A 25,714-nucleotide genomic window follows, 5' to 3' on the forward strand; every position below is an offset into this window, starting at 1 on the left:
GGCGGCCGTAACTATAACGGTCCTAAGGTAGCGAAATTCCTTGTCGGGTAAGTTCCGACCCGCACGAAAGGTGTAACGATTTGGGCACTGTCTCAACCAGAGACTCGGTGAAATTATAGTACCTGTGAAGATGCAGGTTACCCGCGACAGGACGGAAAGACCCCGTGGAGCTTTACTGTAGCCTGATATTGAATTTTGGTACAGTTTGTACAGGATAGGCGGGAGCCATTGAAACCGGAGCGCTAGCTTCGGTGGAGGCGCTGGTGGGATACCGCCCTGACTGTATTGAAATTCTAACCTACGGGTCTTATCGACCCGGGAGACAGTGTCAGGTGGGCAGTTTGACTGGGGCGGTCGCCTCCTAAAGTGTAACGGAGGCGCCCAAAGGTTCCCTCAGAATGGTTGGAAATCATTCGTAGAGTGCAAAGGCATAAGGGAGCTTGACTGCGAGACCTACAAGTCGAGCAGGGACGAAAGTCGGGCTTAGTGATCCGGTGGTTCCGCATGGAAGGGCCATCGCTCAACGGATAAAAGCTACCCCGGGGATAACAGGCTTATCTCCCCCAAGAGTCCACATCGACGGGGAGGTTTGGCACCTCGATGTCGGCTCATCGCATCCTGGGGCTGTAGTCGGTCCCAAGGGTTGGGCTGTTCGCCCATTAAAGCGGTACGCGAGCTGGGTTCAGAACGTCGTGAGACAGTTCGGTCCCTATCCGTCGTGGGCGTAGGAAATTTGAGAGGAGCTGTCCTTAGTACGAGAGGACCGGGATGGACGCACCGCTGGTGTACCAGTTGTTCTGCCAAGGGCATAGCTGGGTAGCTATGTGCGGAAGGGATAAGTGCTGAAAGCATCTAAGCATGAAGCCCCCCTCAAGATGAGATTTCCCATAGCGTAAGCTAGTAAGATCCCTGAAAGATGATCAGGTTGATAGGTTCGAGGTGGAAGCATGGTGACATGTGGAGCTGACGAATACTAATAGATCGAGGACTTAACCATATAATATGTAGCAATGTTATCTAGTTTTGAAGGAATATGCCTTCAATAGTTTGGTGATGATGGCAGAGAGGTCACACCCGTTCCCATACCGAACACGGAAGTTAAGCTCTCTAGCGCCGATGGTAGTTGGGACCTTGTCCCTGTGAGAGTAGGACGTCGCCAAGCAACTAAAAACACAAGTCATTTGACTTGTGTTTTTTTGTATTGTTAAAAAGAATAGGAAAGAAGTAAGAGTAATACAAACACGTTGCCCAAGAGTTAATCATATTATATAAAAGATGGGTGTATATTTTTCTGTAAATTGTTAAGGATTAGAAGTATAAAATAGGTTCACTTAAATAGGGAGGGAAGGTTATGAAATTACAAAGTGAAGTTTGTATTGTTTGTGAGACGAAAAGAAAAGAAGGTATATATGTTTATAATAATTTAATATGCTATGAATGTGAAAAGGATATGGTGAATACAGAGACAGATGATCCGAAATATATACATTATTTAAAGCAGCTTCGAAAACTAGAAGTATCATATTTTTAAATAGGCATATGCCTATTATTTTTTTTGTTCTGTATAATAGATAGAGAATGAATAATAAGGAAGAGATGTAGATGAATCAAAATCGTATGCCTTTATATGAGGCGTTAATAGAGTTTAAAGAAAGAGGGCCGTTATCCTTTCATGTTCCAGGTCATAAGAATGGTTTAAACTTCCCTCAGGAGGCAATAAGAGAGTTTAAAGATATTCTATCTATTGATATAACTGAGTTAGCAGGACTAGATGATTTGCATAGTCCGTTTGAATGTATAGATGAGGCACAACAATTATTGGCTGAAGTTTATAATACAAAGAGGAGCTATTTTTTAATTAATGGTTCAACAGTCGGGAACTTAGCAATGATTTTGTCTTGTTGCGGGGAACATGATATTGTTCTTGTACAAAGAAATTGTCATAAATCAATTATTAATGCTTTAAAACTTGCGGGAGCAAATCCCATTTTTTTAGATCCATGGATTGACGAAGCTTATAATGTACCAGTGGGAGTTCGTAACGAAATTATTAAGAAAGCAATTGGAAAGTATCCAAATGCGAAAGCACTCATTTTAACGCATCCTAATTATTATGGTATGGGGATGGATCTAGAGGCAAGCATCGCTTTTGCACATGCACATAAAATACCTGTTTTGGTAGATGAGGCACATGGGGCACATCTGTGTTTGGGAGAACCATTCCCGAAGTCAGCATTAACATATGGTGCAGATATTGTAGTTCATTCTGCACATAAAACATTACCCGCAATGACAATGGGTTCCTATTTACATATAAATAGTCACTTAGTAGATGAAGAGAAGGTTACTACTTATTTAAGTATGCTACAATCTAGTAGTCCATCGTATCCAATTATGGCTTCCTTGGATATAGCACGCTTTACAATGGCACGTATAAAAGAAGAAGGTCACAGTGAAATTGTTGAGTTTTTACGAAGATTTAAGGAACAACTACGTTCTATTCCTCAAATCGCCATTTTAGAATATCCGTTGCAAGATGAGTTAAAGGTCACCGTACAAACTCGTTGTCAGTTATCAGGGTACGAATTACAGTCTGTATTTGAAAAGGTCGGTATATATACAGAGATGGCTGATCCGTACAATGTCCTATTTATTTTACCACTACAAGCAAATGAGGGGTATATGAAGGTTATAGAGATGATCCGAGTAGCATTGCAACATTATGAGGTGAAAGACAAGAGAGAATCTATTCGTTATACTTATAAAGGTGAGTTCTCTCTTTTACCGTATACGTATAAACAACTAGAAGGATATAAAACAAAGATAGTATCTATAGAAGAGGCTGTTGGAATGATAGCGGCGGAAATGGTGATTCCGTATCCACCTGGAATTCCATTGATTATGTATGGAGAGAGAATTACTTCAGGGCATAAAGAGCAAATTATGTATTTAGAGAGAGCAGGAGCTCGTTTTCAAGGGAATACGAAATATATGAAAGTGTATGATATAGAAAGTAGGTTTTAGGATGAAGGGATTATTTGTAACAATTGAGGGCCCAGAAGGTTCAGGTAAAACAACGTTAATTAAAAGCTTATTGCCATATTTTGAAAAAAAAGCACAAAAGGTAATGGCGACAAGGGAACCAGGCGGTATTGCAATTTCTGAGGACATTAGGACGATTTTACATAAACAAGAATATACGATGATGGAAGCACGTACAGAAGCGCTTCTTTATGCTGCTGCGCGCAGACAACATTTAGTAGAAAAAGTTATGCCAGCACTTAATGAGAACTACCTCGTGTTATGTGATCGTTTTATAGATAGCTCTTTAGCATACCAAGGCTATGCAAGAGGATTGGGTATGGATAAGGTATTTGAAATAAATCGTTTCGCAACAGAGGACTGTATGCCTAGTTTAACAATTTATCTAGACATTGAGCCTGAGGTTGGTTTGGCTCGGATTGAAAAAGATGCAGGACGTGAAGTAAATCGACTAGATATGGAAGATATCTCTTTCCATAAACGTGTGCGCGAAGGGTATTTACAAGTTGTAGAACGTTTCTCGGATCGTATTGTATTGGTAAATGCTGATCAGCCGATGGAAAAACTTATAGAAGAAGTTGTTCAGATTATAGAAGATAAATTGTTATAATAGAAGGAAAGAATGAAATAAGTGAGGTATGCATTATGACGAAGACGTGGGAGCAGCTTTCTGCTATACAACCCATCGGTGTAAAAATGTTGATGAATAGCATTGCAAAAGAGCGTATATCCCACGCTTACTTGTTAGAGGGAGGGAAAGGGACAGGAAAGTTTGCGACAGCAATTCAAATGGCAAAGAGTTTCCTCTGTTCTGAGCGGAATGGGGTAGAGCCCTGCCATGTATGTACAAACTGTAAGCGAATTGATTCAGGTAACCACCCTAACTTACATATTGTAAAACCAGACGGATTATCTATTAAAAAGCAGCAAATTCATGATTTACAAGAAGAGTTTTCAAAAACAGGATTAGAGGCAAATAAAAAATTATATATTATTGAGCACGCAGATCGTATGACAGCAAATGCGGCAAATACACTTTTGAAATTTTTAGAAGAACCAAGTAGTGATACAACTGCTATTTTACTTACTGAACAAAGTCATCAAATTTTAAATACGATTTTATCTCGTTGCCAAGTTGTTACGTTTAGACCGTTACCTACGGAATCTTTAATTAGAAGATTACAGGATGAAGGGATTACAGCATCTTTATCGACACTTGCTGCTCAACTTACAAATAGTTTTGATGAAGCTTTAGCTTTATGTAGTGATGAATGGTTTGCACAAGCACGAGCTTTAGTGATAAAATTATGTGAAGCGCTCGAAAAAGATAAAACCTCTATTTTTTTTGTACAAGAAAAATGGGGAAAACACTTTGGAGAGAAAGAACAATTACAGCAAGGTTTAGATATGTTACTCCTTATTTATAAGGATTTATTATATGTTCAACTTGGAGAAGAAGATCGTCTTGTTTTTCATGATCAGAAAGAGATGTTTGAATCGTTTTCCTATGCTCAGAAGCGCATTGTATCAGCTCTCTTTAATATATTAGAGGCAAAAAATAGAATCAACGCTAATGTAAATGCGCAGCTTGTGTTCGAACAGTTAGTGTTGCGGTTGCAGGAGGGATGACCGTTTTGTATGATGTAGTAGGTGTTCGCTTTAAGAAGGCCGGAAAGGTATATTACTTTGATCCAAATCAGTTCGATATCTCTGAAAATGAGTTTGTCATTGTAGAAACGGTAAGAGGTATTGAATACGGAAAAGTAGTTATTACCAAAAAACAAGTTGATGAAAACGACGTTGTATTACCGCTAAAAAAGGTTATTCGTATTGCAAATGAAAATGATCGTACCATTGTTGAAGAGAACAAACATGCTGCAAAAGAAGCATATCAAGTCTGTCAACAAAAGGTAGTAGAGCATAATCTTGATATGAAACTTGTAGATGTAGAGTATACATTCGATCGTAATAAGATTATTTTCTATTTTACTGCGGATGGTCGGATCGATTTCCGCGAACTAGTGAAGGACTTAGCCGCAATTTTTAGAACAAGAATTGAACTAAGACAAATTGGTGTTCGTGATGAAGCGAAGATGCTAGGTGGTATTGGTCCATGTGGTCGTATGCTTTGTTGTTCTACTTTTTTAGGGGATTTTGAACCTGTATCCATTAAAATGGCAAAGGATCAAAATTTATCATTAAATCCTGCAAAAATCTCTGGTTTATGTGGTCGCTTAATGTGTTGCTTAAAATATGAGAATGATGAATATGAGGCAGCAAAGGAACAACTTCCTGATTTAGATCAACGTATACAAACCCCGCATGGTACTGGCCGTGTTATCGGATTAAATATTTTAGAAAGATTAATTCAAGTGGAACTAGTAGACAAGGAACGGATAGTAGAATATACGTTAGATGAGTTAGTGAATAAAGGGGTCGTTTCGAGTCAAACCACAGATTAATGAGGTGGGTGCTTGTGGAGAAAAAAGATATTTTTGAATCGGTTTCTAGTATGGAAGAGCAAATTGGACATTTATATAAACAGTTGGGAGAGTTAAAACAGCATCTTGCAGAGTTGTTGGAAGAAAACCAGCATATAAAAATGGAAAATAACAATTTGCGACACCGTTTTGAAGAAGTGCAGAATAAAGAAAAACAAAAAACTCAAAAACGTAAAGAAGTGAAGCCGAAAACAGATATTGGTGAAGGCTATGACAATTTAGCGAGACTGTATCAAGAAGGTTTTCATATTTGCAATCTACATTATGGAAGTGTACGTAAAGAGGGAGATTGTTTGTTCTGTCTGTCATTCTTAAATAAAAAGTGAAATTACCTTTCCAATTATAATTGGAAAGGTAATTTTTTATACATGAAATAGGGTAGGTTAAGGGTAAGAAAAGGAGCAGTATATGAATTTATATGAAGATGAACGTTTAGATTACTTATTAGCACAAGACATGAAGATTATACAAAGCCCATCAGTATTTAATTTTTCTTTAGATGCCGTTTTACTTGCAGATTTTGCATGGGTACCAATTCAAAAGGGGAATTTACTTGATTTGTGTACAGGTAACGCGGTTGTTCCCCTTCTATTAAGTACAAGAACAAAAGGAAATATTACTGGTGTGGAAATTCAAGAACGCTTATATGATATGGGAGTAAGAAGTGTTCAATACAATGGGTTGGAAGAAAGAATTCACCTCATACATGGAGATTTGAAAGATATGCCAGAGAAACTTGGGCGTCATCAATATGATGTTGTTACATGTAATCCACCATATTTTCAAACACCTCAAACTTCAGAGAAAAATATGAATGAACATTTAGCGATAGCTCGTCATGAAATTATGTGTACATTAGAAGATGTTGTATCTGCAAGTAGTCAGTTAGTAAAACAAGGTGGGAAAGTAGCGTTTGTACATCGTCCAGGGCGATTACTAGACATTGTCACATTAATGCGTAAATATAAAATTGAACCAAAGCGTGTGCAATTTGTTTATCCTAAGGTTGGAAAAGAAGCAAATACATTGTTAATTGAAGGAATTAAGGATGGAAATGCAGATTTGAAAATCTTACCGCCTCTCGTTGTATATGAGAACAATAACGAATATACAAAGGAGCTACGTTCAATTTTATATGGAGAAGAATAAGCACTTTTTTTATGTGGTAGAGTGCTCTGATGGAAGTTATTATGCTGGATATACAAACCATATAGAAAAGAGAATTCAGACTCATAATAGCGGCAAAGGGGCTAAGTATACACGCGTCAGGCTTCCTGTCGTTTTAAAATATGTAGAGGCCCATGATGATAAGCGTACAGCTATGCAAGCGGAGTATTACTTTAAGAAATTAACGAGAAAACAAAAAGAGGCATATATGCAAAAAGGAGAACGCTATGTGGCAACAAAAAAGCTTTCAACAAAATGAAAAGGGAGTTTTATATTTAGTACCAACTCCTATTGGAAATCTAGAAGATATGACATTTCGTGCAATCCGAATTTTAAAAGAAGTTGATTTAATTGCTGCTGAAGATACGAGACAAACGAAAAAACTTTGTAATTATTTTGAAATTGAAACACCTGTCACGAGTTATCATGAGCACAATAAAGAAGTAAGTGGGAAGAAACTATTAGAGAAATTAGAGGATGGAAAGAATGTAGCACTTGTTAGTGACGCTGGTATGCCATGTATTTCTGATCCAGGTTACGATATTGTCGTTGAGGCAGTAGCTGAGCAATATCATGTAATTCCGCTTCCTGGAGCAAATGCAGCCCTTACAGCATTAATTGCATCTGGTCTTGAAACAAAGCAGTTTTATTTCTATGGTTTCTTGCAGAGAAACAAAAAGGAACGGAAGATGGAGTTAGAAAAGCTTCGTTATGTACAAACTACAATGATGTTTTATGAAGCACCTCATCGTTTAGATGATACTTTAATTTCGATGCAGGAAGTGTTGGGAAATAGAGAGATTGTATTATGTCGAGAGTTAACGAAAAAATTTGAGGAATTTATTCGAGGAACAATCGAAGAAGCAATTGAGTGGACGAAGCAAAATGAAGTACGTGGTGAGTTTTGTATTTTAGTAGCTGGTTCAACAGAAGAACCTGCTCCAGAAGAACAATGGTGGGAATCTCTTTCGGTATATGATCATATTGAATATTATATAAATGAAAAAAGTATGAATTCAAAAGAAGCGATTAAAACAGTCGCTAAAGATCGAGATTTGTCGAAAAGAGATGTATATCAAATCTATCATGTCGATAAAAAATAAGCTTCTCATAATTGAGAAGCTTATTTTGCTGTTTCGATATAATCTTGAAGTTCGTTTAAGATTTGCTCAGCGCCTTCTTTGCTTAAGATGATTTTACCTTCAGCTAAAGAAAGGTTACCGTCAGATACTTCACCAGTTACTTGGCAAGTCATGTTTGGTTTATATTTCTTTAAGATGATTTTTTCGTCATCAACATAGATTTCAAGAGCGTCCTTTTCTGCAATACCTAAAGTACGGCGTAATTCGATTGGAATTACTACACGACCTAATTCATCAACTTTACGAACAATACCAGTAGATTTCATAATTTTTTTCCTCCTAAATAAATAGTTTATAAGTTTCGAGTCTATTTTTAGATTCGTCATTTTTCGACAAAATACCCTATGGACATATGATACCAATCATTTACATTTCCGTCAATTCTTAAATTCTATATTTTTTAAAAAGATTTATAGATTTCTTATTTCTTATATATAATAGATTGAGAGGAAATTCCACAATTATTTACATTATTTTCTGAAAAAAATAATAAATTTAAAGTAGATATTGTATATTTTTTTGAAATATGAGCAATAGATGATAAAGATATCGAGCATTAAGACCTAAATTTAAAATTAGGTTGGCGTAAAGAAGATAAGTTAGATTTGGGCTGCTCGTAAAGCCCAATTAACGTGGGCTAATAATTAGTGGGGAGGAACAAAACCCTACTGATTAAAGTTTCACTTTATATATGAGTTTTTGATATACTGTTTATAAATACATATGAGGTTATTCGGGAGGTCCAAAACAATGACAGAGGAAAATAAGTCCTTTTATATTACTACCCCAATTTATTATCCAAGTGGAAAATTACACATTGGACATGCTTATACGACAGTAGCAGGAGATGCGATGGCACGATATAAGCGTATGCAAGGTTATAATGTGCATTATTTAACAGGAACTGATGAGCATGGACAGAAGATCCAAAAGAAAGCAGAAGAGTTAAATATTACGCCACAGGCATATGTTGATAACATTGTTGCAGGAATCAAAGAGCTTTGGGAGAAGATGGATATTTCTTATGATGATTTTATTCGTACAACTGAAGATCGTCATAAAGATGTTGTCGAAAAAATCTTTAAGCAATTAGTAGATCAAGGTGACATTTATCTTGATGAATATGAAGGTTGGTATTCTGTACAAGATGAGACGTTCTATACAGAGCATCAATTAGTAGATCCAATTATGGAAGGCGACAAAGTAGTTGGAGGAAAAAGCCCAGATAGTGGTCATGATGTAGAACTTGTTCGTGAAGAATCTTATTTCTTTAGAATGGGTAAATATGTCGACAGACTATTAAAGTTCTATGAAGATAATCCACATTTCATTCAGCCGGAGTCTCGTAAAAATGAAATGATTAATAATTTTATTAAACCAGGATTAGAAGATTTAGCGGTTTCTCGTACTTCATTTGACTGGGGAGTTCGTGTTCCTGGTAACCCAAAACACGTTATTTACGTATGGGTTGACGCATTATCTAACTATATTACGGCGTTAGGTTATGGAACAGCAAATGAAGAGAAATATAAAAAATTCTGGCCTGCAGATGTGCATTTAGTTGGGAAAGAAATTGTTCGTTTCCATACAATTTATTGGCCGATAATTTTAATGGCATTAGATTTACCTCTTCCGAAGAAAGTCTTTGCTCATGGCTGGATTTTAATGAAGGATGGAAAGATGAGTAAGTCAAAAGGAAACGTAGTAGATCCAGTTACATTAATCGATCGTTACGGATTAGATGCATTACGTTATTACCTACTTCGTGAAGTTCCATTTGGATCTGATGGCGTATTCACACCAGAAGGATTTGTGGAGCGTATTAATTTCGACTTAGCAAATGACTTAGGTAATTTATTAAATCGTACAGTAGCTATGATTGATAAGTATTTTAACGGAGAAATCCCTGCATTTAAAGAAAATGTGACGGAATTTGATGAAACGTTAGTAGCGTTTGCACAAGATACTTTGAAAAAAGTAGAAGAAGCAATGGAGAATATGGAGTTCTCTGTAGCGTTAGGATCTATTTGGCAACTAGTTAGTCGTACGAATAAATATATTGATGAAACACAACCATGGGTATTAGCAAAAGATGAGAATGATCGTAAAAAGTTAGCCTCTGTAATGGCTCATTTAGCAGAAGTACTTCGTCAAACAGGTATTATGCTTATGCCATTCTTAACAGTAGCACCAAGCAAGATGTTTGCTCAGCTTGGCCTTACTGATGAAGCTCATAAATCTTGGGAAAGTCTATCTACAATTGGCTGCATTCCAGCTGGAACAAAAGTAGAAAAAGGAAACCAAATTTTCCCTCGTTTAGAAATGGAAGTGGAAGTAGAGTACATTAAAGAACAAATGAAAAGCTCTGCTCCTAAAGTAGAAGAGAAAAAAGAAGAAGAACCGAAGGCAGAAGAAATTACAATTGATGATTTCTTTAAAGTAGAATTACGCGTAGCTGAAGTACTATCTGCTGAACCTGTGAAAAAAGCAGACAAGTTGTTAAAAATTCAACTAGACTTAGGCACAGAAAAGCGTCAAGTTGTTTCTGGAATTGCAAAATTCTATTCGCCGGAAGACTTAAAAGGTAAAAAGGTTATTTGTGTAACAAACTTAAAACCTGTAAAATTACGCGGTGAATTATCGCAAGGTATGATTTTAGCGGGCGAAGAGAATGGCGTATTGTCATTAGCATCAATCGACCAAAATCTACCAAATGGTACGAAAATCAAGTAATTAAGACAAGAAAAGAGATGTTTCACGTGTAACATGTGTGAAGCGTCTTTTTTCTTTTTACACTCTCTATTTTTGCATTAAGATTGTAGTATTGTTATCGTTAAGTTATTAAAGAACTTATTTTTGTAGAATAAACTTGATTTCAATATAAAAGGAGTTATGTATTATGTTGTTTGATACACATTCACATTTGAATGCAGAGCAATTCGAAGAAGATTTGCAAGAGGTTATTTCCCGAATGAAAGAAGCGGGAGTTACTTATACAGTTGTTGTTGGTTTTGATGAAGTAACGATAAAAAAGGCGATGGAATTAGCTGAAGCCTATGATTTTATTTACGCTGCGGTTGGCTGGCATCCAGTTGATGCAATCGACATGACAGAAGAACATTTAGCTTGGTTAGAAGAACTTGCTTCTCATCCTAAAGTCGTTGCACTTGGAGAAATGGGCTTAGATTATCACTGGGATAAGTCTCCAAAAGAAATACAGAAAGAAGTATTTCGTAAACAAATTGCATTAGCGAAAAAAGTGCAATTGCCGATTATTATACATAACCGCGATGCAACTCAAGATATTGTTGATATTCTAGAAGAAGAGAATGCAGCTGAAGTAGGGGGCATTATGCATTGCTTTAGCGGTAGCGTAGAAGTAGCAGAGCGATGTGTTGATATGAACTTTTTAATTTCGTTAGGTGGACCAGTTACATTTAAAAACGCTAAGAAACCGAAAGAAGTTGCTACGGAGATTCCATTAGAGAAATTGTTAATAGAGACGGATTGTCCCTACTTAACGCCGCATCCATTTCGCGGGAAACGAAATGAACCGAGTTATGTAAAACTCGTAGCAGAAGAAATTGCGAATTTAAAAGGAATTTCTTATGAGGAAGTAGCAGAAATGACAACTAAAAATGCAAAAGTTTTATTTGGTGTTGAATAAAAAGAACGGGGGAAACCTGTTCTTTTTTATTTTGAGAAAAACTAGTAGAAGTAATCAAGAAAATAAATGTGAATGATGAAGTGTTACAATAAGGACAGAGAACAAAGATTTTTCTATTCTATTTTTTAAAATATAAGAATGGGGAAAATAATAATGGAAAAGTCGTCATTTTTTTGTTTTACTAAGTAGAGACGAAATGAGTGTGGAGGCAAGCATGAAAATAAAAGAGATTATCGTTGTAGAAGGTAAAGATGATACAGTTGCGATTAAGCGTGCTGTTGATGCGGATACAATTGAAACGAACGGTTCAGCAATCGGTGATCATGTTATTGAGCAAGTTAAATTAGCGCAGCAAAAAAGGGGCGTTATTATTTTCACAGATCCGGATTATCCTGGAGAGCGTATTCGAAAAATTATTTCTGACAAGGTTCCTGGCTGTAAGCATGCTTTTTTACCGAAGGAAGAAGCGCTTGCTAAAAGGAAAAAGGGTGTTGGGATTGAACATGCTTCTAATGAGTCGATTCGCCGTGCTCTAGAGAATATACATGAAGAAATGGAAGCTTACACAAGTGAAATTAGTTGGAGTGATTTAGTCGATGCAGGCTTAGTGGGCGGAGAAATGGCAAAGAGCCGCAGAGAAAGAATGGGTAAGCTATTAAAGATTGGTTATACAAATGCAAAACAGTTACATAAACGATTACAGATGTTTCAAGTTTCAAAGGAATCATTTGCAGAAGCTTATAAGCAAGTAATACAGGAGGAAAAAAAATGAAGGATATCGCAACGCCAAATCGTACAAAAGACATTGTTGAAAAATATGGATTTTCATTCAAAAAAAGTTTAGGACAAAACTTTTTAATTGATACAAATGTATTAAATCGTATTGTCGATCATGCAGAAATTGGTTCAGAAAGTGGTGCAATTGAAATTGGACCAGGTATTGGTGCATTAACAGAGCAATTAGCGAAGCGTGCTAAAAAAGTAGTGGCTTTTGAAATTGATCAAAGACTATTACCAATTTTAGATGAGACGTTAGCGCCATATGGTAATGTTACAGTTATTAATAAAGACGTACTAAAAGCAGATGTACATGAAGTATTTAATGAGCAATTTGAAGAAGGGCAAGATGTAATGGTAGTAGCTAACTTACCATACTATATTACAACGCCAATTTTATTTAAATTGCTTGAAGAAAAGTTACCAGTTCGTGGATTTGTTGTTATGATGCAAAAAGAAGTTGGAGATCGTTTAGCTGCTAAACCTGGAACGAAAGAGTATGGTTCTTTATCGATTGCCATTCAGTACTATACAGAGGTTGAAACAGTTATGACTGTACCGCGTACAGTGTTTGTACCACAGCCAAACGTTGATTCTGCAATTATCCGCCTTCTAAAGCGTCCTAAACCGGTTGTAGAGGTGACAGATGAAACGTTCTTCTTTGAAGTAGTACGAGCAAGTTTCGCACAGCGCCGTAAAACTTTAATGAATAATTTATCAAATAATTTAAATGGTTTCCCGAAAGATAAGGAGTTATTGGATCGAATTTTAACAGAAGTAGGAATTGATCCAAAGCGAAGAGGCGAAACGCTATCTATTGAAGAGTTTGCAACATTAAGTAATGCATTAGTTCTTCATAAATTATCATAAGAATATGAAAGGGACAGTTCAAGTTGAACTGTCCCTTTTGTCACCTTTCTCTCTCTAAATTCATACTTTAAAAACAGGTAAGATGGCCTAATGAGTTTGGAGGTAGGAGAATGGTTTTACATGTTGGAGAGTTAGTGGAACGATATTCTCATAAGAGGGATATTCTTTTTCGTATTATAGAAATAAAAGGCGAGATAGCTATATTGTTTGGAGAGGAAATTAGACTGGTGGCGGATGCGCCACTGGAAGATTTAATTAGTATAGATCAAAGAGAACATAAAAAAAGGGTGAAGCGTGAGAAAGAAACAATGGAGCGCACGTATCGTTTGTTTCAACAAGATTATGTACTGATGAAACAAAGGCATGAACATACTTCAACTGGTGGATACACAAGTGAGGTGAATTATTTTCAAATGCCGGGACGTGTATTGCATATAGATGGAGACCCTTTATATTTGCGCAAGTGCTTAGATTTATATAATAAAATTGGCGTTCCTGTTCAAGGTATTCATTGTAAAGAAACGGAGATGCATGAAAAAGTAGTAGACTTAATAGATCACTTTCGCCCAGACATTCTCGTTATTACAGGGCATGATGCATATACAAAATCAAAAGGAGTGAAGGGAGATTTAGCGGCATATAGGCATTCAAGGCATTTTGTACAGGCTGTTCGTGAAGTGCGAAAAAAATATCCATCATTGGATCAACTTGTTATTTTTGCTGGGGCATGTCAATCACATTTTGAGGCACTAATTCGTGCAGGGGCCAATTTCGCTAGTTCACCATCTAGAATTAATATTCATGCACTAGATCCTGTATATGTAGTTGGTAAAATTAGTTTTACTTCATTTATGGAGAGAGTCAATGTATGGGATGTCGTACGTAATACAATTACTGGTGAAAAGGGACTAGGTGGAATTGAAACGAGAGGGATTTTACGAACGGGATTACCTTTTCAACATTACGAAGAGTAAGCAGGATACATATGTATCTTGCTTTTTTGTATGGAAGGATTTAAATGAATTTGGATAAAAAGAGGTAAGAACGTAAAGACTACGTAATGATACTTTTACAATATAGTATTTCTTCTATCTATTCAAACGCAGGATGATATTAGCTGTGAATCGCGGTTAATAATTAGGATAGATATATCGTGCTTTAAGTGTTCAATCTAAATTACAGCGAGGTGTAGCGAAGTATATGTCAAAACGTTTAGATGAAATTAAAAGCGAATTAGATCACCATCTTGGACAGCGACTTATGTTAAAAGCAAATAGTGGAAGAAGAAAAACTGTGGAGCAATCAGGTGTACTAGCAGAAACATACCGCTCCGTTTTTGTTGTACAATTGGATCAACAAGAAGATGCGTTGCAACGTGTATCTTATAGTTATGCAGATGTTTTAACAGAGACAGTAGAGTTAACATTTTATGGAGACCCTCATAATGAGGTCATTTTATAATCTGTATATCATTACATATATTCCCATAAATGAAAAGCTATATTATTTTGCATACTAACTATACCGTAGCAAAATAAGGAGGGACTCTGCATTGAGTAGACGAAGAGGTGTCATGTCAAACCAATTTAAAGAAGAGCTAGCAAAAGAGCTTGGCTTTTATGATGTTGTTCAGAAAGAAGGATGGGGCGGAATTCGTGCGAAAGATGCTGGTAACATGGTGAAACGTGCTATAGAAATTGCAGAACAGCAATTAATGAAACGAAACCAGTAGTTGTAAGATACTTTCTATGCTACGGTAGCCGAGGAGACATTCCTCGGCTTTTTGTACTCTAAAAGGTGCCATCATTTTACATAAGTAGTTTCATTCTGAATGCTTTTCGTTATAATTAGGGAAGTGTCATCGTCTTACTATAAATTTATGGTAAAATAAACGATAAAAGATTGAGTACATAGAGTGGGTGAATAGATTGAAGCTACTAGTGAAAGCACCAGCAAAGATTAATCTGTCGTTAGATGTACTGGGAAAAAGACAAGACGGATATCATGAAGTGAAAATGATTATGACAACCATTGATTTAGCAGATCGTCTAGAACTAACGGAATTAGCAGAAGACCGTATTGAAATTTTATCCCATAATCGGTATGTCCCAGACGACCAACGAAATTTAGCTTATCAGGCAGCGAAATTATTAAAAGAGAAGTTTAATGTAAAAAAAGGTGTATCTATTACTATTGAAAAAACGATTCCAGTAGCAGCTGGATTAGCAGGTGGAAGTAGTGATGCAGCAGCGACATTACGTGGTCTTAATAAATTATGGAATTTAGGGCTTACAATTGATGAGTTAGCAGAGCTTGGCGCAGAAATTGGATCAGATGTATCGTTCTGTGTATACGGAGGCACAGCAATTGCCACTGGAAGAGGAGAGAAAATTGAGCATATAAAGACTCCGCCTTCTTGTTGGGTTATTTTAGCGAAACCACATATAGGTGTATCTACTGCTGATGTGTATGGAAATTTAAAGTTAAATCGAGTTACACATCCAAATGTAGATAAAATGGTTGATGTCATAAATTCTGGTGATTATAAAGGAATTTGTGATACTGTTGGTAACGTTTTAGAAGATGTAACATTTGGAATGCATCCTGAAGTTGCCCGTATTAAATCACAGATGAAGCGATTTGGAGCGGATGCTGTATTAATGAGTGGAAGTGGTCCAACTGTATTTGGACTTGTACACCATGATTCACGAATGCATCGCATTTATAACGGATTAAAAGGATTTTGTGAACAAGTCTATGCGGTACGTTTATTAGGAGAGCGAGAAACGCTTGAATAAAGACGTATAATACGTTATGATTTGTTTAGAATATTCGTGATTTGAGGTGAGAGTATGAAAATTAGAAGAAGTACAAGATTAGTCGATATGACTTATTACTTGCTACAAAACCCTCGTCAGCTAGTATCTCTCACTTTTTTTGCTGAAAGGTATCAATCGGCTAAGTCTTCCATTAGTGAAGATTTAGTTATTATTAAGCAAACGTTTGAACAACAAGGGGTCGGCACATTGCAAACGATACCAGGAGCAGCAGGAGGAGTGAAATATATACCGTATATAAGTGAAGAAGAGGCAGATCTAATTATTGATGAGCTTTGTGGCTTATTTGAAAACCGAGATCGTATTTTGCCTGGCGGTTACTTATACATGACAGATTTATTGAGTAATCCTCGCCATATTAATGGCGCAGGTCGTTTGTTTGCTTCTGTTTTTGCTAGGCAACCAATTGATGCAGTTATGACGGTGGCAACGAAGGGGATTCCACTTGCTTATGCAGTGGCAAATTACTTAGATGTACCAGTTGTAATTGCAAGGAAAGATAATAAGGTAACAGAAGGTCCGACTGTTAGTATTAACTATGTGTCGGGTTCTTCTAAACGAATTCAAACAATGACGTTAGCGAAACGCAGTCTTCCAGAAGGGTCGAATGTTTTAATCATTGATGACTTCATGAAAGCTGGCGGAACAATTCAAGGTATGATGAGTATGTTAGAAGAGTTCAAGGCTAATGTTGTTGGTATTGGTGTATTAGTAGAATCCACAGATATTGAAGAACGACTAATTAATAATTTTGTATCATTAATTCGTCTATCGGAAGTTGATGTGAAAGAAAAAACGATTCAAGTGGAAAAAGGGAATTATTCTCTTGCGCCATTTGATGAAGGGCTTGTAGAGGCGGAATAAAAGATAGAGCAGATAGCTCTATCTTTTTTTATTTTATTTATAGATTATAAAATAGATGGACAAACTGCCTTTCGTACACTATTTTTAAAGAGTAAAATAAATAATAAAAGGGTGAAAAGTATGAAAGTTGTTCAAACAAGCAAGGCACCACAAGCAATTGGACCTTATTCACAGGGGATTATTGTAAATAACATGTTCTATAGCTCAGGACAAATTCCATTGATGGCAAATGGGGAGCTTGTAACAGGAGATGTAACAGTACAAACAGAACAAGTATTTCAAAATTTACAAGCGGTATTAGAGGAAGCAGGTGCTTCATTTGATACAGTCGTAAAAACAACAGTATTTTTAAAGGACATGGATGATTTTAATGCTGTGAATGAAGTGTATAGCTCTTATTTCACTACTCATAAACCAGCTCGATCTTGTGTGCAAGTAGCAAAATTACCGAAAGATGTTTCCGTTGAAATTGAAGTAATCGCCCTAGTTAAGTAACCTTTTGTAAGCGATAACCTCCACTAATCTCTATATTCAACTACTTTAAAAATTTTTATCTTAAAAATTTTTAAAAAATTAAAGGGAAAATAGAAAATTTGTGGAATTTATACAAATATATCGCTTATTTAGAAAAGGGTGGTGAACACAAGATGGAAGTGACTGACGTAAGATTACGCCGCGTAAACACAGAAGGCCGCATGAGAGCAATTGCCTCTATTACTCTAGACCATGAATTTGTTGTTCATGATATTCGTGTAATTGATGGTAATAATGGATTATTTGTAGCAATGCCAAGTAAACGTACTCCAGATGGAGAGTTCCGTGACATTGCACATCCAATTAATTCTGGTACACGCTCTAAAATTCAAGATGCGGTTTTAACAGAGTATCATCGTTTAGGCGAGTTAGAAGAGGTTGAGTTTGAAGAAGCAGGTGCTTCGTAAAATTCGAATGAAAAGGGCTTTTGACAAAAAGCCTTATAATTTTGTAGCAAACTCCTGTAAGCATTTACAGGGGTTTGTTTTTTTGCTTTATATTTGGAAACTTCATAATTTATTAACATAAAAAGAAGAAACTACTAATTTTTTCAAAATCATTTTAAATAGTATAGCTTATTTCTTAAAAAAGATACTAAAGAGTAAAACATCTTATAAGAATTATGGTAAAATTTAATAGTTAAAATGTGTTTCTTGAAATATATGATGATTTAGGATAATATCTTTAATGGATAAATAGGTTGCGATGGAGGGTCTATATGTCAAACAGATTTGCAGTGATTCTAGCTGCAGGTAAAGGCACACGTATGAAGTCAAAGCTATACAAAGTGCTGCATCCTGTATGTGGAAAACCTATGGTACAACACGTAGTCGATCAAGTATCTCAATTAGGATTGCAGAAACTTGTAACGGTTGTTGGACATGGTGCTGAAATGGTACAAGAACAGCTAGGGAACGTAAGTGAGTTTGCATTACAAGCAGAACAACTTGGTACAGCACATGCTGTAGATCAAGCTGCAAATGTACTTGCAAATGAAGAAGGAACAACTTTAGTTATTTGTGGTGATACGCCTCTAATAACTGCTGAAACAATGGAAGCATTACTTCAGCAACATAAAGAAGCAGGAGCAATGGCGACGGTGCTAACAGCATACATAGAAGAGCCTGCTGGATATGGCCGTATTGTTCGTAATGAGAATGGTCATGTTGAAAAGATTGTTGAGCATAAAGATGCAAATGAGAAAGAATTAGCTATTAAAGAAATCAATACAGGTACGTATTGTTTTGATAATAAGGCTTTATTTGCTTCACTTTCTAAAGTTTCAAATGATAACGTGCAAGGTGAATATTACCTTCCAGATGTTATTGAGATTTTAAAAAATGAAGGTCATATCGTATCAGCTTATCAAACAGAGCAGTTCGATGAAACGTTAGGTGTTAACGACAGAGTCGCTCTATCGCAAGCGGAAATTATTATGAAAAACCGTATCAATCGAAAGAACATGGTAAATGGTGTTACAATTATTGATCCAAGTAACACTTATATTTCTGCTGATGCAATTATCGGTAGCGATACAGTTCTTCATCCAGGAACAATTATTGAGGGGAACACTGTAATTGGTTCTGATTGTGAAATTGGACCGCATACAGTAATTCGCGATAGTGAAATTGGAGATCGTACGACAATTCGACAATCTACTGTACATGATAGTAAGCTTGGTACAGAAGTATCGGTTGGTCCATTTGCACATATTCGCCCAGATTCAGTTATTGGAGACGAAGTACGCGTTGGAAACTTCGTGGAAATCAAAAAAACTGTCTTTGGTAATAGAAGTAAAGCTTCACACTTGAGTTATATCGGGGATGCACAAGTTGGAGAAGACGTGAATCTTGGTTGTGGTTCAATTACGGTGAACTATGACGGTAAGAATAAATTCAAAACTGTGATTGGTAATGGGGTATTTATTGGATGTAATTCAAACCTTGTTGCTCCAGTAACAGTTGAAGATGGTGCTTATGTGGCGGCAGGCTCTACAATTACAGAGAATGTTCCATCAAAAGCATTATCGGTAGCACGTGCACGTCAAGTTAACAAAGAAGACTATGTTGATCAATTGCTGAATAAGAAAAAATCATAATAATGTGGAGGGTTAATCTAGATGTCGACTCAATATCTAAATTCTAATTTGAAAGTATTCTCTTTAAACTCTAATAAGGAACTTGCTGAGCAGATTGCAAAGCATATTGGAGTAGGACTAGGAAAATGTTCTGTTGATCGTTTTAGTGATGGAGAAGTTCAAATTAACATTGAAGAAAGTATCCGTGGTTGCGATGTATTCATTATTCAATCTACAAGCTTCCCAGTAAACGAACATATCATGGAATTACTTATTATGATCGATGCATTAAAACGTGCATCTGCGAAAACAATTAATATTGTTATTCCTTACTATGGTTATGCGCGTCAAGACCGTAAAGCGCGTTCTCGTGAACCAATTACATCGAAACTTGTAGCAAACTTGCTTGAAACAGCAGGTGCAACTCGTGTAATCACTCTAGATTTACATGCTCCACAAATTCAAGGGTTCTTTGATATCCCAATCGACCACTTAATGGGTGTACCGATTCTTTCTGATTACTTTGAAACAAAAGGTCTTAAAGATATCGTAATCGTGTCTCCTGATCATGGTGGTGTAACTCGTGCGAGAAAAATGGCAGATCGTCTAAAAGCGCCAATCGCTATTATTGATAAGCGTCGTCCTCGCCCGAACGTTTCAGAGGTAATGAACATTATCGGTAATATTGAAGGCAAAACAGCGATTTTAATTGATGACATCATTGATACAGCTGGTACAATTACATTAGCAGCAAACGCTCTTGTTGAGAACGGTGCTTCTGAAGTATATGCTTGCTGTACACACCCAGTATTATCTGGTCCAGCAATTGAGCGTATTCAAAATTCAAATATTAAAGAGTTAGTTGTAACGAACTCTATCGTATTACCGGAAGAGAAGAAAATCGACAAAGTACATGAACTTTCAGTTGCTCCATTAATCGGAGAAGCAATCATTCGTGTATACGAAGAAGAATCTGTGAGTGTATTATTCAATTAATTGGATAGAATGAGACGTAACCAAAATTGGTTACGTCTTTTCGTATCGAAAAAAGAAAGTAGTGGTACAAGAATGAAATTGATAGTAGGACTTGGGAACCCAGGTAGAGAATATGAATTAACAAGGCATAATATTGGATTTATGGCCATTGATGAACTTGCGAAGCGTTGGAACATTTCTTTGAATGAACAAAAATTTAAAGGTGTATTTGGTGCAGGGTTTGTTAATGGAGAAAAGGTAATCTTATTAAAGCCGCTAACATACATGAATTTATCTGGGGAAAGTATTCGTCCACTCATGGATTATTATAAAATTGATGTTGAGGACTTCGTTGTTATGTACGACGATTTAGACATTCCTGTAGGTAAATTGCGTCTTCGCATGAAAGGTAGTGCTGGTGGACATAATGGTGTAAAGTCAACGATTTCGCACCTAGGAACACAAGAATTTCAACGTATCCGTATGGGAATTGATCGCCCGAAAAATGGAATGAAGGTAGTCGATTATGTATTAGGACGCTTTACATCTGAAGAGATTCCGGATGTTAACCATTCTATTGAAAAAGCAGCGGATGCATGTGAAGAGTGGCTAAATAAGCCTTTTCTTCAAATCATGAATACTTTCAATAGTTAAAAATAAGATTGGGAATATTTCTCTTTTGTTTTACCCATACTAGTAGTAATTGAATTTTTAGGAGGCTAGTATGGAAGGGTATTATTATTGCAGACACTGCGGAGGTAATGTAGGCTCCATTAACGCAGAAAAAGTATATAGCGACGTTTTATTTCAACTAACGGAGCAAGAAGTAGTAGAAATGATTCATTTTCATGAGAATGGAAATATATATATAAAAACGATTTGTGAATCGTGTCAAGAAACGCTCGCATCTTATCCTGAGTATTATGAGTATGAAAAATTTCTGCAATAAAATGTTGTCGCTTTGGCATGTCCAAAGCATTTTTCTGTTTTCCTTTTCCAAAATATTTGCATAAAATAGAATGACTTGCTCTTTATGTTGAGAGGAGTTTTAAAAATGATAGGTTTATTAGAGCAATTTTATAAAAATGAAGAGATACAATCGGTTATTAATGGGTTAGAAGATGGGTTAAAAGAACAACTTATATCAGGGATGGCAACGTCTTCTCGTTCATTATTAATGGCGGCTTTATATAAAAAAACAAAAAAATCACAATTAATCGTGACACATAACTTATACCAAGCACAAAAAGTACATGAAGATTTAGTGGCGTTACTTGGTGAAAAAGATGTGTGGTTATATCCAGTGAATGAACTGATAGCATCGGAAATTGGAGTTGCAAGTCCAGAATTGAAGGCGCAACGTATAGAAGTGTTAAATCGCTTGGCTGCGGGAGAGAATGGAATCATTGTAGCGCCAGTGGCAGGATTGCGTAGATTTTTACCAATAAAAGAATTGTGGAAGCAAAAGCAAGTTGAAATCAATCTAGGGCAAGAGATTGATTTAGATGCGCTCTTGCATACTTTACATCATATTGGCTATGAACGTAAGTCGATGGTAGAAGCTCCAGGGGAGTTCAGTTTGCGTGGGGGAATATTAGATATATATCCTTTAACTGAAGAACTACCATTTCGTATTGAATTCTTTGATACAGAAGTCGATTCTATTCGATTATTTGATGTGGATGAACAGCGTTCTCAAGGTAAAAAAGAAAGCGTTAGGTTTGGTCCGGCAACAGAGTTTTTATTTTCACAGGAAGAATTAAAATCAGGAATTCAGCATCTTGAAGAAGGCTTGACTAAGACGATGCAAAAACTTTCTGATGATAAACTAAAGACTAAAGTGCTTGAGACGGTAAGTCATGAAATTGAGATGTTGAAAAACGGGCAAAGTATAGAACAGATGTTTAAATACTTATCTATTTTCTATAAAGAACCTGCTAGTCTGATAGATTATTTACCAGAAGATGGTGTTGTAATTTTAGATGAGATTTCCCGTATTCAAGAAACAGCATCACATCTTGAAACAGAAGAGGCGGAATGGTATATATCACTTCTTGGTGAAGGAACAATTATTCAAGATTTATCTTTCTCTCACCCATTCGAGGGGTTTCTTCATCATAAAAAAAGAAGTTTTGTATATTTAACGTTATTCTTGCGTCATATCGCACACACACATCCGCAAAATATTGTTAATGTAACATGTAAAACAATGCAAGATTTCCATGGACAGATGAATTTGTTAAAAACAGAAATTGATAGATGGAATGAAGGGCATTTTACGACTGTTGTACTCGGAACAGATGATGAACGTGTGAAAAAATTACAACATATTTTAAGTGATTATGATATTGAGGCAGATATTGTAGAAGGTACAGATATTTTATTGCCTGGAAGATTACAAATTGCTGTAGGTGATTTACATGCAGGATTTGAAATGCCGATGCAAAAGCTTGTTGTCATTACTGAAAAGGAGCTTTTTCATAAGAAAGTTAAAAAATCACAACGTAAACAAAAGTTATCGAATGCTGAACGTATTAAAAGTTATTCGGAATTAAAAGTTGGAGATTATGTAGTTCATGTAAATCATGGTATAGGTAAATTTTTAGGTATTGAGACATTAGAGATTAATGGTGTTCATAAAGATTATTTAAATATTAAATATCAAGGTAATGATAAGCTATACGTTCCAATTGAACAAATTGATCAAGTTCAAAAATATGTAGGATCTGAAGGTAAGGATCCGAAAGTTTACAAATTAGGTGGGAATGATTGGAAAAAGGTTAAAACGAAAGTTGAAAAATCTGTACAAGACATTGCGGATGACCTAATTAAACTATATGCTGAGCGCGAAGCTTCAAAAGGCTATGCATATACGCCAGATACGGCAGAACAACAAGAGTTCGAATCATCTTTCCCGTATCAAGAGACAGAGGATCAGTTACGTTCTATTGACGAGATTAAAAAAGATATGGAACGCGGACGCCCGATGGATAGGCTCCTTTGTGGTGACGTAGGGTATGGAAAGACTGAAGTGGCTATTCGTGCGGCATTTAAAGCAATTATGGATGAAAAACAAGTTGCAATTTTAGTACCGACAACGATTCTTGCGCAGCAACACTATGAAACAATTCGAGAGCGTTTTCAAGATTATCCGATCAATATAGGCTTATTAAGTAGATTCCGTACGAGAAAACAACAAAATGAAACAATTAAGGGCTTAAAGGATGGAACAGTAGATATTGTAATCGGAACACATCGTATTTTATCTAAAGATGTTACGTATAAAGATTTAGGGCTTCTTATTATTGATGAAGAACAAAGATTTGGTGTGACACATAAAGAAAAAATTAAACAATTGAAGGCGAATGTTGACGTATTAACATTAACGGCAACTCCGATTCCGCGGACGCTTCATATGTCTATGCTTGGTGTGCGCGACTTATCTGTTATTGAGACACCACCAGAAAATCGTTTCCCAGTCCAAACGTATGTAGTCGAGTATAATCCAGCGTTAATGCGAGAGGCGATAGAGCGAGAGCTTGCAAGAGGTGGTCAAGTTTACTTCCTATATAATCGTGTAGAGGATATTGAAAGAAAAGCAGATGAAATTTCGATGTTAGTTCCAGATGCCCGCGTAACGTACGCACATGGGAAAATGAACGAAAGCGAATTAGAGTCTGTTATGCTATCATTTTTAGAAGGACAGCATGATGTTCTTGTAAGTACAACAATTATTGAGACGGGTGTAGATATCCCGAATGTAAATACGTTAATTGTATTTGATGCAGATCGTATGGGATTATCACAGTTGTATCAGCTTCGTGGGCGTGTTGGACGTTCTAATCGTGTTGCATATGCATACTTTGCATATAAACGTGACAAAGTGCTGTCAGAGGTTGCAGAGAAGCGTCTACAAGCAATTAAAGAGTTCACGGAACTTGGATCTGGTTTCAAAATTGCGATGAGAGATTTATCTATTCGTGGAGCAGGTAATTTGTTAGGGGCAGAACAGCATGGATTTATTGATTCTGTCGGATTTGATCTATATTCTCAAATGTTAAAAGATGCAATTGAACAGCGTAGAGGAACAGATGGGGCTGAAAATATAGTTAATGTTGAAATTGACTTAGAGGTAGATGCATACTTACCAGATGCTTATATTTCAGATAGTAAGCAAAAAATTATGATGTATAAACAATTTAGAGGTGTTTCTGCAATTGAGGATATTGAAGAATTGCAGGAAGAAATGATCGATAGATTTGGCGATTATCCACAAGAAGTTGGTTATTTATTACAAATTGCAAATATTAAAGTGTTGGCAATGAAAGAAAAAATTGAATTAATTAAGCAGAATAAATTTGAAGTAACATTCCTGTTTTCTGAACAAGCAAGTCAAAATATTGATGGTGGAAAATTATTCATGCTCGGAAATAGTTTTGGACGTATGATCGGTTTAGGAATGGAAGGATCACAATTGAAAATTGTTATGAAAACAAATGGCTTAGAGACATCGAAGTGGTTAACGATTGCTGAAAATTTATTAAAAGGCTTGCCAGATGTAAAAAAAGAAGTAATAAATGCCTAAAATAAGATAAAAAAATACAATTCGACGTGCATAGAAGAACTAATGTGTAAAATACTATATCTAACAGTTGGTGATTTTTACATGAACAGGTAAATTCACCACTTTGATCATCAGTAGAAAGTGAGGCAGCATTAGAATGAAAGCAACTGGAATCGTACGTCGAATTGATGATTTAGGCAGGGTCGTAATCCCGAAGGAAATTCGTAGAACTTTACGTATTCGAGAAGGAGACCCACTAGAAATATTTGTTGATCGCGATGGAGAGGTAATTTTAAAGAAGTATTCTCCAATTAGTGAGCTAGGTGATTTTGCAAAAGAATATGCTGATGCTTTATATGACAGCTTAGGACATAATGTGCTTGTGTGTGATCGAGATTCTATCATCGCAGTATCAGGCGTATCGAAAAAAGAATACTTAAATAAAAGTGTTGGCGATTTAATTGAAAAAACGATGGAAGAACGAAAGTCTGTTATTATGACGGATGAAAGTGATATTTCCATTATTGATGGTGTAACAGAAAAGGTTCATTCTTATACAGTTGGACCGATTGTTGCAAACGGAGATCCGATTGGAGCCGTCATTATTTTTTCAAAAGAAGCTATTATAAGCGAGATCGAGCATAAAGCGGTTAATACTGCTGCCAGTTTCTTAGCGAAACAAATGGAACAGTAAGGG

General features: G+C 36.2%; 27 protein-coding genes and 2 rRNA genes (1 of these 29 only partly in view). 28 read left to right on the forward strand and 1 reads right to left on the reverse strand.

The annotated features are described in order from the left end of the window. The 11 genes from NST86_RS00165 to rsmI all read left to right on the forward strand — a co-directional run. Window positions 1-997, forward strand: a 23S ribosomal RNA gene (locus NST86_RS00165) (it extends 1,926 nt beyond the left edge of the window). Window positions 998-1,046: 49 nt separating this feature from the next. Next, a 5S ribosomal RNA gene (gene rrf / locus NST86_RS00170) occupies window positions 1,047-1,162 on the forward strand. Window positions 1,163-1,351: 189 nt separating this feature from the next. Next, entirely contained in the window at window positions 1,352-1,531 is a 180-nt protein-coding gene (locus tag NST86_RS00175) for a sigma factor G inhibitor Gin (protein WP_000776279.1), read from the forward strand. Window positions 1,532-1,602: 71 nt separating this feature from the next. Continuing rightward, window positions 1,603-3,024: an aminotransferase class I/II-fold pyridoxal phosphate-dependent enzyme gene (locus NST86_RS00180; RefSeq protein ID WP_227593465.1), complete on the forward strand. Its 1,422-nt coding sequence runs from the start codon at window positions 1,603-1,605 to the stop codon at window positions 3,022-3,024. 1 nt (window position 3,025) lies between these two features. Further along, window positions 3,026-3,652, forward strand: a complete 627-nt coding sequence (gene tmk, locus NST86_RS00185) for a dTMP kinase (RefSeq protein WP_000677214.1) — start codon at window positions 3,026-3,028, stop codon at window positions 3,650-3,652. Window positions 3,653-3,687: 35 nt separating this feature from the next. Beyond that, window positions 3,688-4,671 carry a DNA polymerase III subunit delta' gene (holB, locus tag NST86_RS00190; RefSeq protein ID WP_000169563.1) on the forward strand — a complete coding sequence of 328 codons (984 nt, stop codon included), beginning with the start codon at window positions 3,688-3,690 and terminating at the stop codon, window positions 4,669-4,671. A gap of 5 nt (window positions 4,672-4,676) precedes the next feature. Continuing rightward, window positions 4,677-5,504 (forward strand): PSP1 domain-containing protein, encoded by an 828-nt coding sequence (locus tag NST86_RS00195; RefSeq protein WP_000272429.1) that lies wholly within the window; start codon window positions 4,677-4,679, stop codon window positions 5,502-5,504. Between the two features lie 14 nt (window positions 5,505-5,518). Continuing rightward, complete coding sequence (gene yabA, locus NST86_RS00200; RefSeq protein WP_000412063.1) at window positions 5,519-5,869, forward strand: DNA replication initiation control protein YabA; 351 nt, start codon at window positions 5,519-5,521, stop codon at window positions 5,867-5,869. Window positions 5,870-5,951: 82 nt separating this feature from the next. Further along, window positions 5,952-6,692, forward strand: coding sequence for a tRNA1(Val) (adenine(37)-N6)-methyltransferase (locus NST86_RS00205; RefSeq protein ID WP_001055366.1), 741 nt, complete (start codon window positions 5,952-5,954; stop codon window positions 6,690-6,692). Further along, window positions 6,679-6,969 carry a GIY-YIG nuclease family protein gene (locus NST86_RS00210; protein ID WP_000414349.1) on the forward strand — a complete coding sequence of 97 codons (291 nt, stop codon included), beginning with the start codon at window positions 6,679-6,681 and terminating at the stop codon, window positions 6,967-6,969. The genes NST86_RS00205 and NST86_RS00210 overlap by 14 nt, the downstream gene beginning before the upstream one ends. After that, on the forward strand, window positions 6,938-7,813 hold the full coding sequence (gene rsmI / locus NST86_RS00215) for a 16S rRNA (cytidine(1402)-2'-O)-methyltransferase (protein WP_000267821.1): 876 nt from the start codon (window positions 6,938-6,940) through the stop codon (window positions 7,811-7,813). Before NST86_RS00210 ends, rsmI begins: the two co-directional genes overlap by 32 nt. A 20-nt stretch (window positions 7,814-7,833) precedes the next feature. On the opposite strand, the gene NST86_RS00220 is transcribed toward rsmI, so the two are convergent. After that, complete coding sequence (locus NST86_RS00220; RefSeq protein ID WP_000843036.1) at window positions 7,834-8,118, reverse strand: AbrB/MazE/SpoVT family DNA-binding domain-containing protein; 285 nt, start codon at window positions 8,116-8,118, stop codon at window positions 7,834-7,836. A 484-nt stretch (window positions 8,119-8,602) separates the two neighbouring features. On the opposite strand from NST86_RS00220, the gene metG reads away from it, so the two are divergent. The 17 genes from metG to spoVT all read left to right on the forward strand — a co-directional run bounded on the left by metG (window position 8,603) and on the right by spoVT (window position 25,711). After that, entirely contained in the window at window positions 8,603-10,585 is a 1,983-nt protein-coding gene (metG, locus tag NST86_RS00225) for a methionine--tRNA ligase (protein ID WP_392389472.1), read from the forward strand. A gap of 166 nt (window positions 10,586-10,751) precedes the next feature. After that, window positions 10,752-11,519, forward strand: a complete 768-nt coding sequence (locus NST86_RS00230; RefSeq protein ID WP_086409622.1) for a TatD family hydrolase — start codon at window positions 10,752-10,754, stop codon at window positions 11,517-11,519. Window positions 11,520-11,733: 214 nt separating this feature from the next. Further along, window positions 11,734-12,291 (forward strand): ribonuclease M5, encoded by a 558-nt coding sequence (gene rnmV, locus NST86_RS00235; protein ID WP_000692835.1) that lies wholly within the window; start codon window positions 11,734-11,736, stop codon window positions 12,289-12,291. Further along, window positions 12,288-13,166, forward strand: a complete 879-nt coding sequence (gene rsmA / locus NST86_RS00240; RefSeq protein ID WP_000651548.1) for a 16S rRNA (adenine(1518)-N(6)/adenine(1519)-N(6))-dimethyltransferase RsmA — start codon at window positions 12,288-12,290, stop codon at window positions 13,164-13,166. The genes rnmV and rsmA overlap by 4 nt, the downstream gene beginning before the upstream one ends. A 110-nt stretch (window positions 13,167-13,276) precedes the next feature. Continuing rightward, complete coding sequence (gene yabG / locus NST86_RS00245; RefSeq protein WP_000242868.1) at window positions 13,277-14,140, forward strand: sporulation peptidase YabG; 864 nt, start codon at window positions 13,277-13,279, stop codon at window positions 14,138-14,140. Between the two features lie 226 nt (window positions 14,141-14,366). Next, window positions 14,367-14,627: a biofilm formation stimulator Veg gene (gene veg, locus NST86_RS00250; RefSeq protein ID WP_000044347.1), complete on the forward strand. Its 261-nt coding sequence runs from the start codon at window positions 14,367-14,369 to the stop codon at window positions 14,625-14,627. Window positions 14,628-14,718: 91 nt separating this feature from the next. Next, window positions 14,719-14,898 carry an acid-soluble spore protein SspF gene (sspF, locus tag NST86_RS00255; RefSeq protein ID WP_002094215.1) on the forward strand — a complete coding sequence of 60 codons (180 nt, stop codon included), beginning with the start codon at window positions 14,719-14,721 and terminating at the stop codon, window positions 14,896-14,898. Window positions 14,899-15,094: 196 nt separating this feature from the next. Then, on the forward strand, window positions 15,095-15,964 hold the full coding sequence (gene ispE / locus NST86_RS00260; RefSeq protein ID WP_000772104.1) for a 4-(cytidine 5'-diphospho)-2-C-methyl-D-erythritol kinase: 870 nt from the start codon (window positions 15,095-15,097) through the stop codon (window positions 15,962-15,964). 54 nt (window positions 15,965-16,018) lie between these two features. Beyond that, on the forward strand, window positions 16,019-16,867 hold the full coding sequence (gene purR, locus NST86_RS00265; RefSeq protein ID WP_000702468.1) for a pur operon repressor: 849 nt from the start codon (window positions 16,019-16,021) through the stop codon (window positions 16,865-16,867). Window positions 16,868-16,987: 120 nt separating this feature from the next. Continuing rightward, window positions 16,988-17,362 carry a RidA family protein gene (locus NST86_RS00270; RefSeq protein ID WP_000869812.1) on the forward strand — a complete coding sequence of 125 codons (375 nt, stop codon included), beginning with the start codon at window positions 16,988-16,990 and terminating at the stop codon, window positions 17,360-17,362. 152 nt (window positions 17,363-17,514) lie between these two features. After that, a complete protein-coding gene (gene spoVG, locus NST86_RS00275) occupies window positions 17,515-17,808 on the forward strand; it encodes a septation regulator SpoVG (protein ID WP_000454041.1) in 294 nt (97 codons plus the stop codon). Window positions 17,809-18,119: 311 nt separating this feature from the next. Continuing rightward, window positions 18,120-19,499, forward strand: coding sequence for a bifunctional UDP-N-acetylglucosamine diphosphorylase/glucosamine-1-phosphate N-acetyltransferase GlmU (gene glmU, locus NST86_RS00280; RefSeq protein WP_000071033.1), 1,380 nt, complete (start codon window positions 18,120-18,122; stop codon window positions 19,497-19,499). Between the two features lie 21 nt (window positions 19,500-19,520). Continuing rightward, window positions 19,521-20,474, forward strand: a complete 954-nt coding sequence (locus NST86_RS00285; RefSeq protein WP_000107420.1) for a ribose-phosphate diphosphokinase — start codon at window positions 19,521-19,523, stop codon at window positions 20,472-20,474. Window positions 20,475-20,546: 72 nt separating this feature from the next. After that, window positions 20,547-21,107 carry an aminoacyl-tRNA hydrolase gene (pth, locus tag NST86_RS00290; RefSeq protein WP_000767702.1) on the forward strand — a complete coding sequence of 187 codons (561 nt, stop codon included), beginning with the start codon at window positions 20,547-20,549 and terminating at the stop codon, window positions 21,105-21,107. A 70-nt stretch (window positions 21,108-21,177) separates the two neighbouring features. Continuing rightward, the gene (locus NST86_RS00295; RefSeq protein WP_000399438.1) at window positions 21,178-21,402 is read left to right on the forward strand and encodes an anti-sigma-F factor Fin family protein; all 225 of its coding nucleotides are present in this window, start codon (window positions 21,178-21,180) and stop codon (window positions 21,400-21,402) included. 105 nt (window positions 21,403-21,507) lie between these two features. Beyond that, the gene (gene mfd / locus NST86_RS00300; protein WP_000579680.1) at window positions 21,508-25,038 is read left to right on the forward strand and encodes a transcription-repair coupling factor; all 3,531 of its coding nucleotides are present in this window, start codon (window positions 21,508-21,510) and stop codon (window positions 25,036-25,038) included. 136 nt (window positions 25,039-25,174) lie between these two features. Then, a complete protein-coding gene (gene spoVT / locus NST86_RS00305) occupies window positions 25,175-25,711 on the forward strand; it encodes a stage V sporulation protein T (RefSeq protein WP_000648302.1) in 537 nt (178 codons plus the stop codon). Window positions 25,712-25,714: the final 3 nt, after the last annotated feature.

Source organism: Bacillus sp. FSL L8-0199, from assembly GCF_038005705.1.
Classification (GTDB): Bacteria; Bacillota; Bacilli; order Bacillales; family Bacillaceae_G; genus Bacillus_A; species Bacillus_A cereus.

Excerpts from the sequence above, each read along its gene's own strand:
- NST86_RS00175 (WP_000776279.1), top strand. The coding sequence starts at position 1,352 with ATGAAATTACAAAGTGAAGTTTGTATTGTTTGTGAGACGAAAAGAAAA.
- NST86_RS00180 (WP_227593465.1), top strand. The coding sequence starts at position 1,603 with ATGAATCAAAATCGTATGCCTTTATATGAGGCGTTAATAGAGTTTAAA.
- tmk (WP_000677214.1), top strand. The coding sequence starts at position 3,026 with ATGAAGGGATTATTTGTAACAATTGAGGGCCCAGAAGGTTCAGGTAAA.
- holB (WP_000169563.1), top strand. The coding sequence starts at position 3,688 with ATGACGAAGACGTGGGAGCAGCTTTCTGCTATACAACCCATCGGTGTA.
- NST86_RS00205 (WP_001055366.1), top strand. The coding sequence starts at position 5,952 with ATGAATTTATATGAAGATGAACGTTTAGATTACTTATTAGCACAAGAC.
- NST86_RS00210 (WP_000414349.1), top strand. The coding sequence starts at position 6,679 with ATGGAGAAGAATAAGCACTTTTTTTATGTGGTAGAGTGCTCTGATGGA.
- rsmI (WP_000267821.1), top strand. The coding sequence starts at position 6,938 with ATGTGGCAACAAAAAAGCTTTCAACAAAATGAAAAGGGAGTTTTATAT.
- NST86_RS00220 (WP_000843036.1), bottom strand. The coding sequence starts at position 8,118 with ATGAAATCTACTGGTATTGTTCGTAAAGTTGATGAATTAGGTCGTGTA.
- metG (WP_392389472.1), top strand. The coding sequence starts at position 8,603 with ATGACAGAGGAAAATAAGTCCTTTTATATTACTACCCCAATTTATTAT.
- NST86_RS00230 (WP_086409622.1), top strand. The coding sequence starts at position 10,752 with ATGTTGTTTGATACACATTCACATTTGAATGCAGAGCAATTCGAAGAA.
- rnmV (WP_000692835.1), top strand. The coding sequence starts at position 11,734 with ATGAAAATAAAAGAGATTATCGTTGTAGAAGGTAAAGATGATACAGTT.
- rsmA (WP_000651548.1), top strand. The coding sequence starts at position 12,288 with ATGAAGGATATCGCAACGCCAAATCGTACAAAAGACATTGTTGAAAAA.
- yabG (WP_000242868.1), top strand. The coding sequence starts at position 13,277 with ATGGTTTTACATGTTGGAGAGTTAGTGGAACGATATTCTCATAAGAGG.
- veg (WP_000044347.1), top strand. The coding sequence starts at position 14,367 with ATGTCAAAACGTTTAGATGAAATTAAAAGCGAATTAGATCACCATCTT.
- purR (WP_000702468.1), top strand. The coding sequence starts at position 16,019 with ATGAAAATTAGAAGAAGTACAAGATTAGTCGATATGACTTATTACTTG.
- NST86_RS00270 (WP_000869812.1), top strand. The coding sequence starts at position 16,988 with ATGAAAGTTGTTCAAACAAGCAAGGCACCACAAGCAATTGGACCTTAT.
- spoVG (WP_000454041.1), top strand. The coding sequence starts at position 17,515 with ATGGAAGTGACTGACGTAAGATTACGCCGCGTAAACACAGAAGGCCGC.
- glmU (WP_000071033.1), top strand. The coding sequence starts at position 18,120 with ATGTCAAACAGATTTGCAGTGATTCTAGCTGCAGGTAAAGGCACACGT.
- NST86_RS00285 (WP_000107420.1), top strand. The coding sequence starts at position 19,521 with ATGTCGACTCAATATCTAAATTCTAATTTGAAAGTATTCTCTTTAAAC.
- pth (WP_000767702.1), top strand. The coding sequence starts at position 20,547 with ATGAAATTGATAGTAGGACTTGGGAACCCAGGTAGAGAATATGAATTA.
- NST86_RS00295 (WP_000399438.1), top strand. The coding sequence starts at position 21,178 with ATGGAAGGGTATTATTATTGCAGACACTGCGGAGGTAATGTAGGCTCC.
- mfd (WP_000579680.1), top strand. The coding sequence starts at position 21,508 with ATGATAGGTTTATTAGAGCAATTTTATAAAAATGAAGAGATACAATCG.
- spoVT (WP_000648302.1), top strand. The coding sequence starts at position 25,175 with ATGAAAGCAACTGGAATCGTACGTCGAATTGATGATTTAGGCAGGGTC.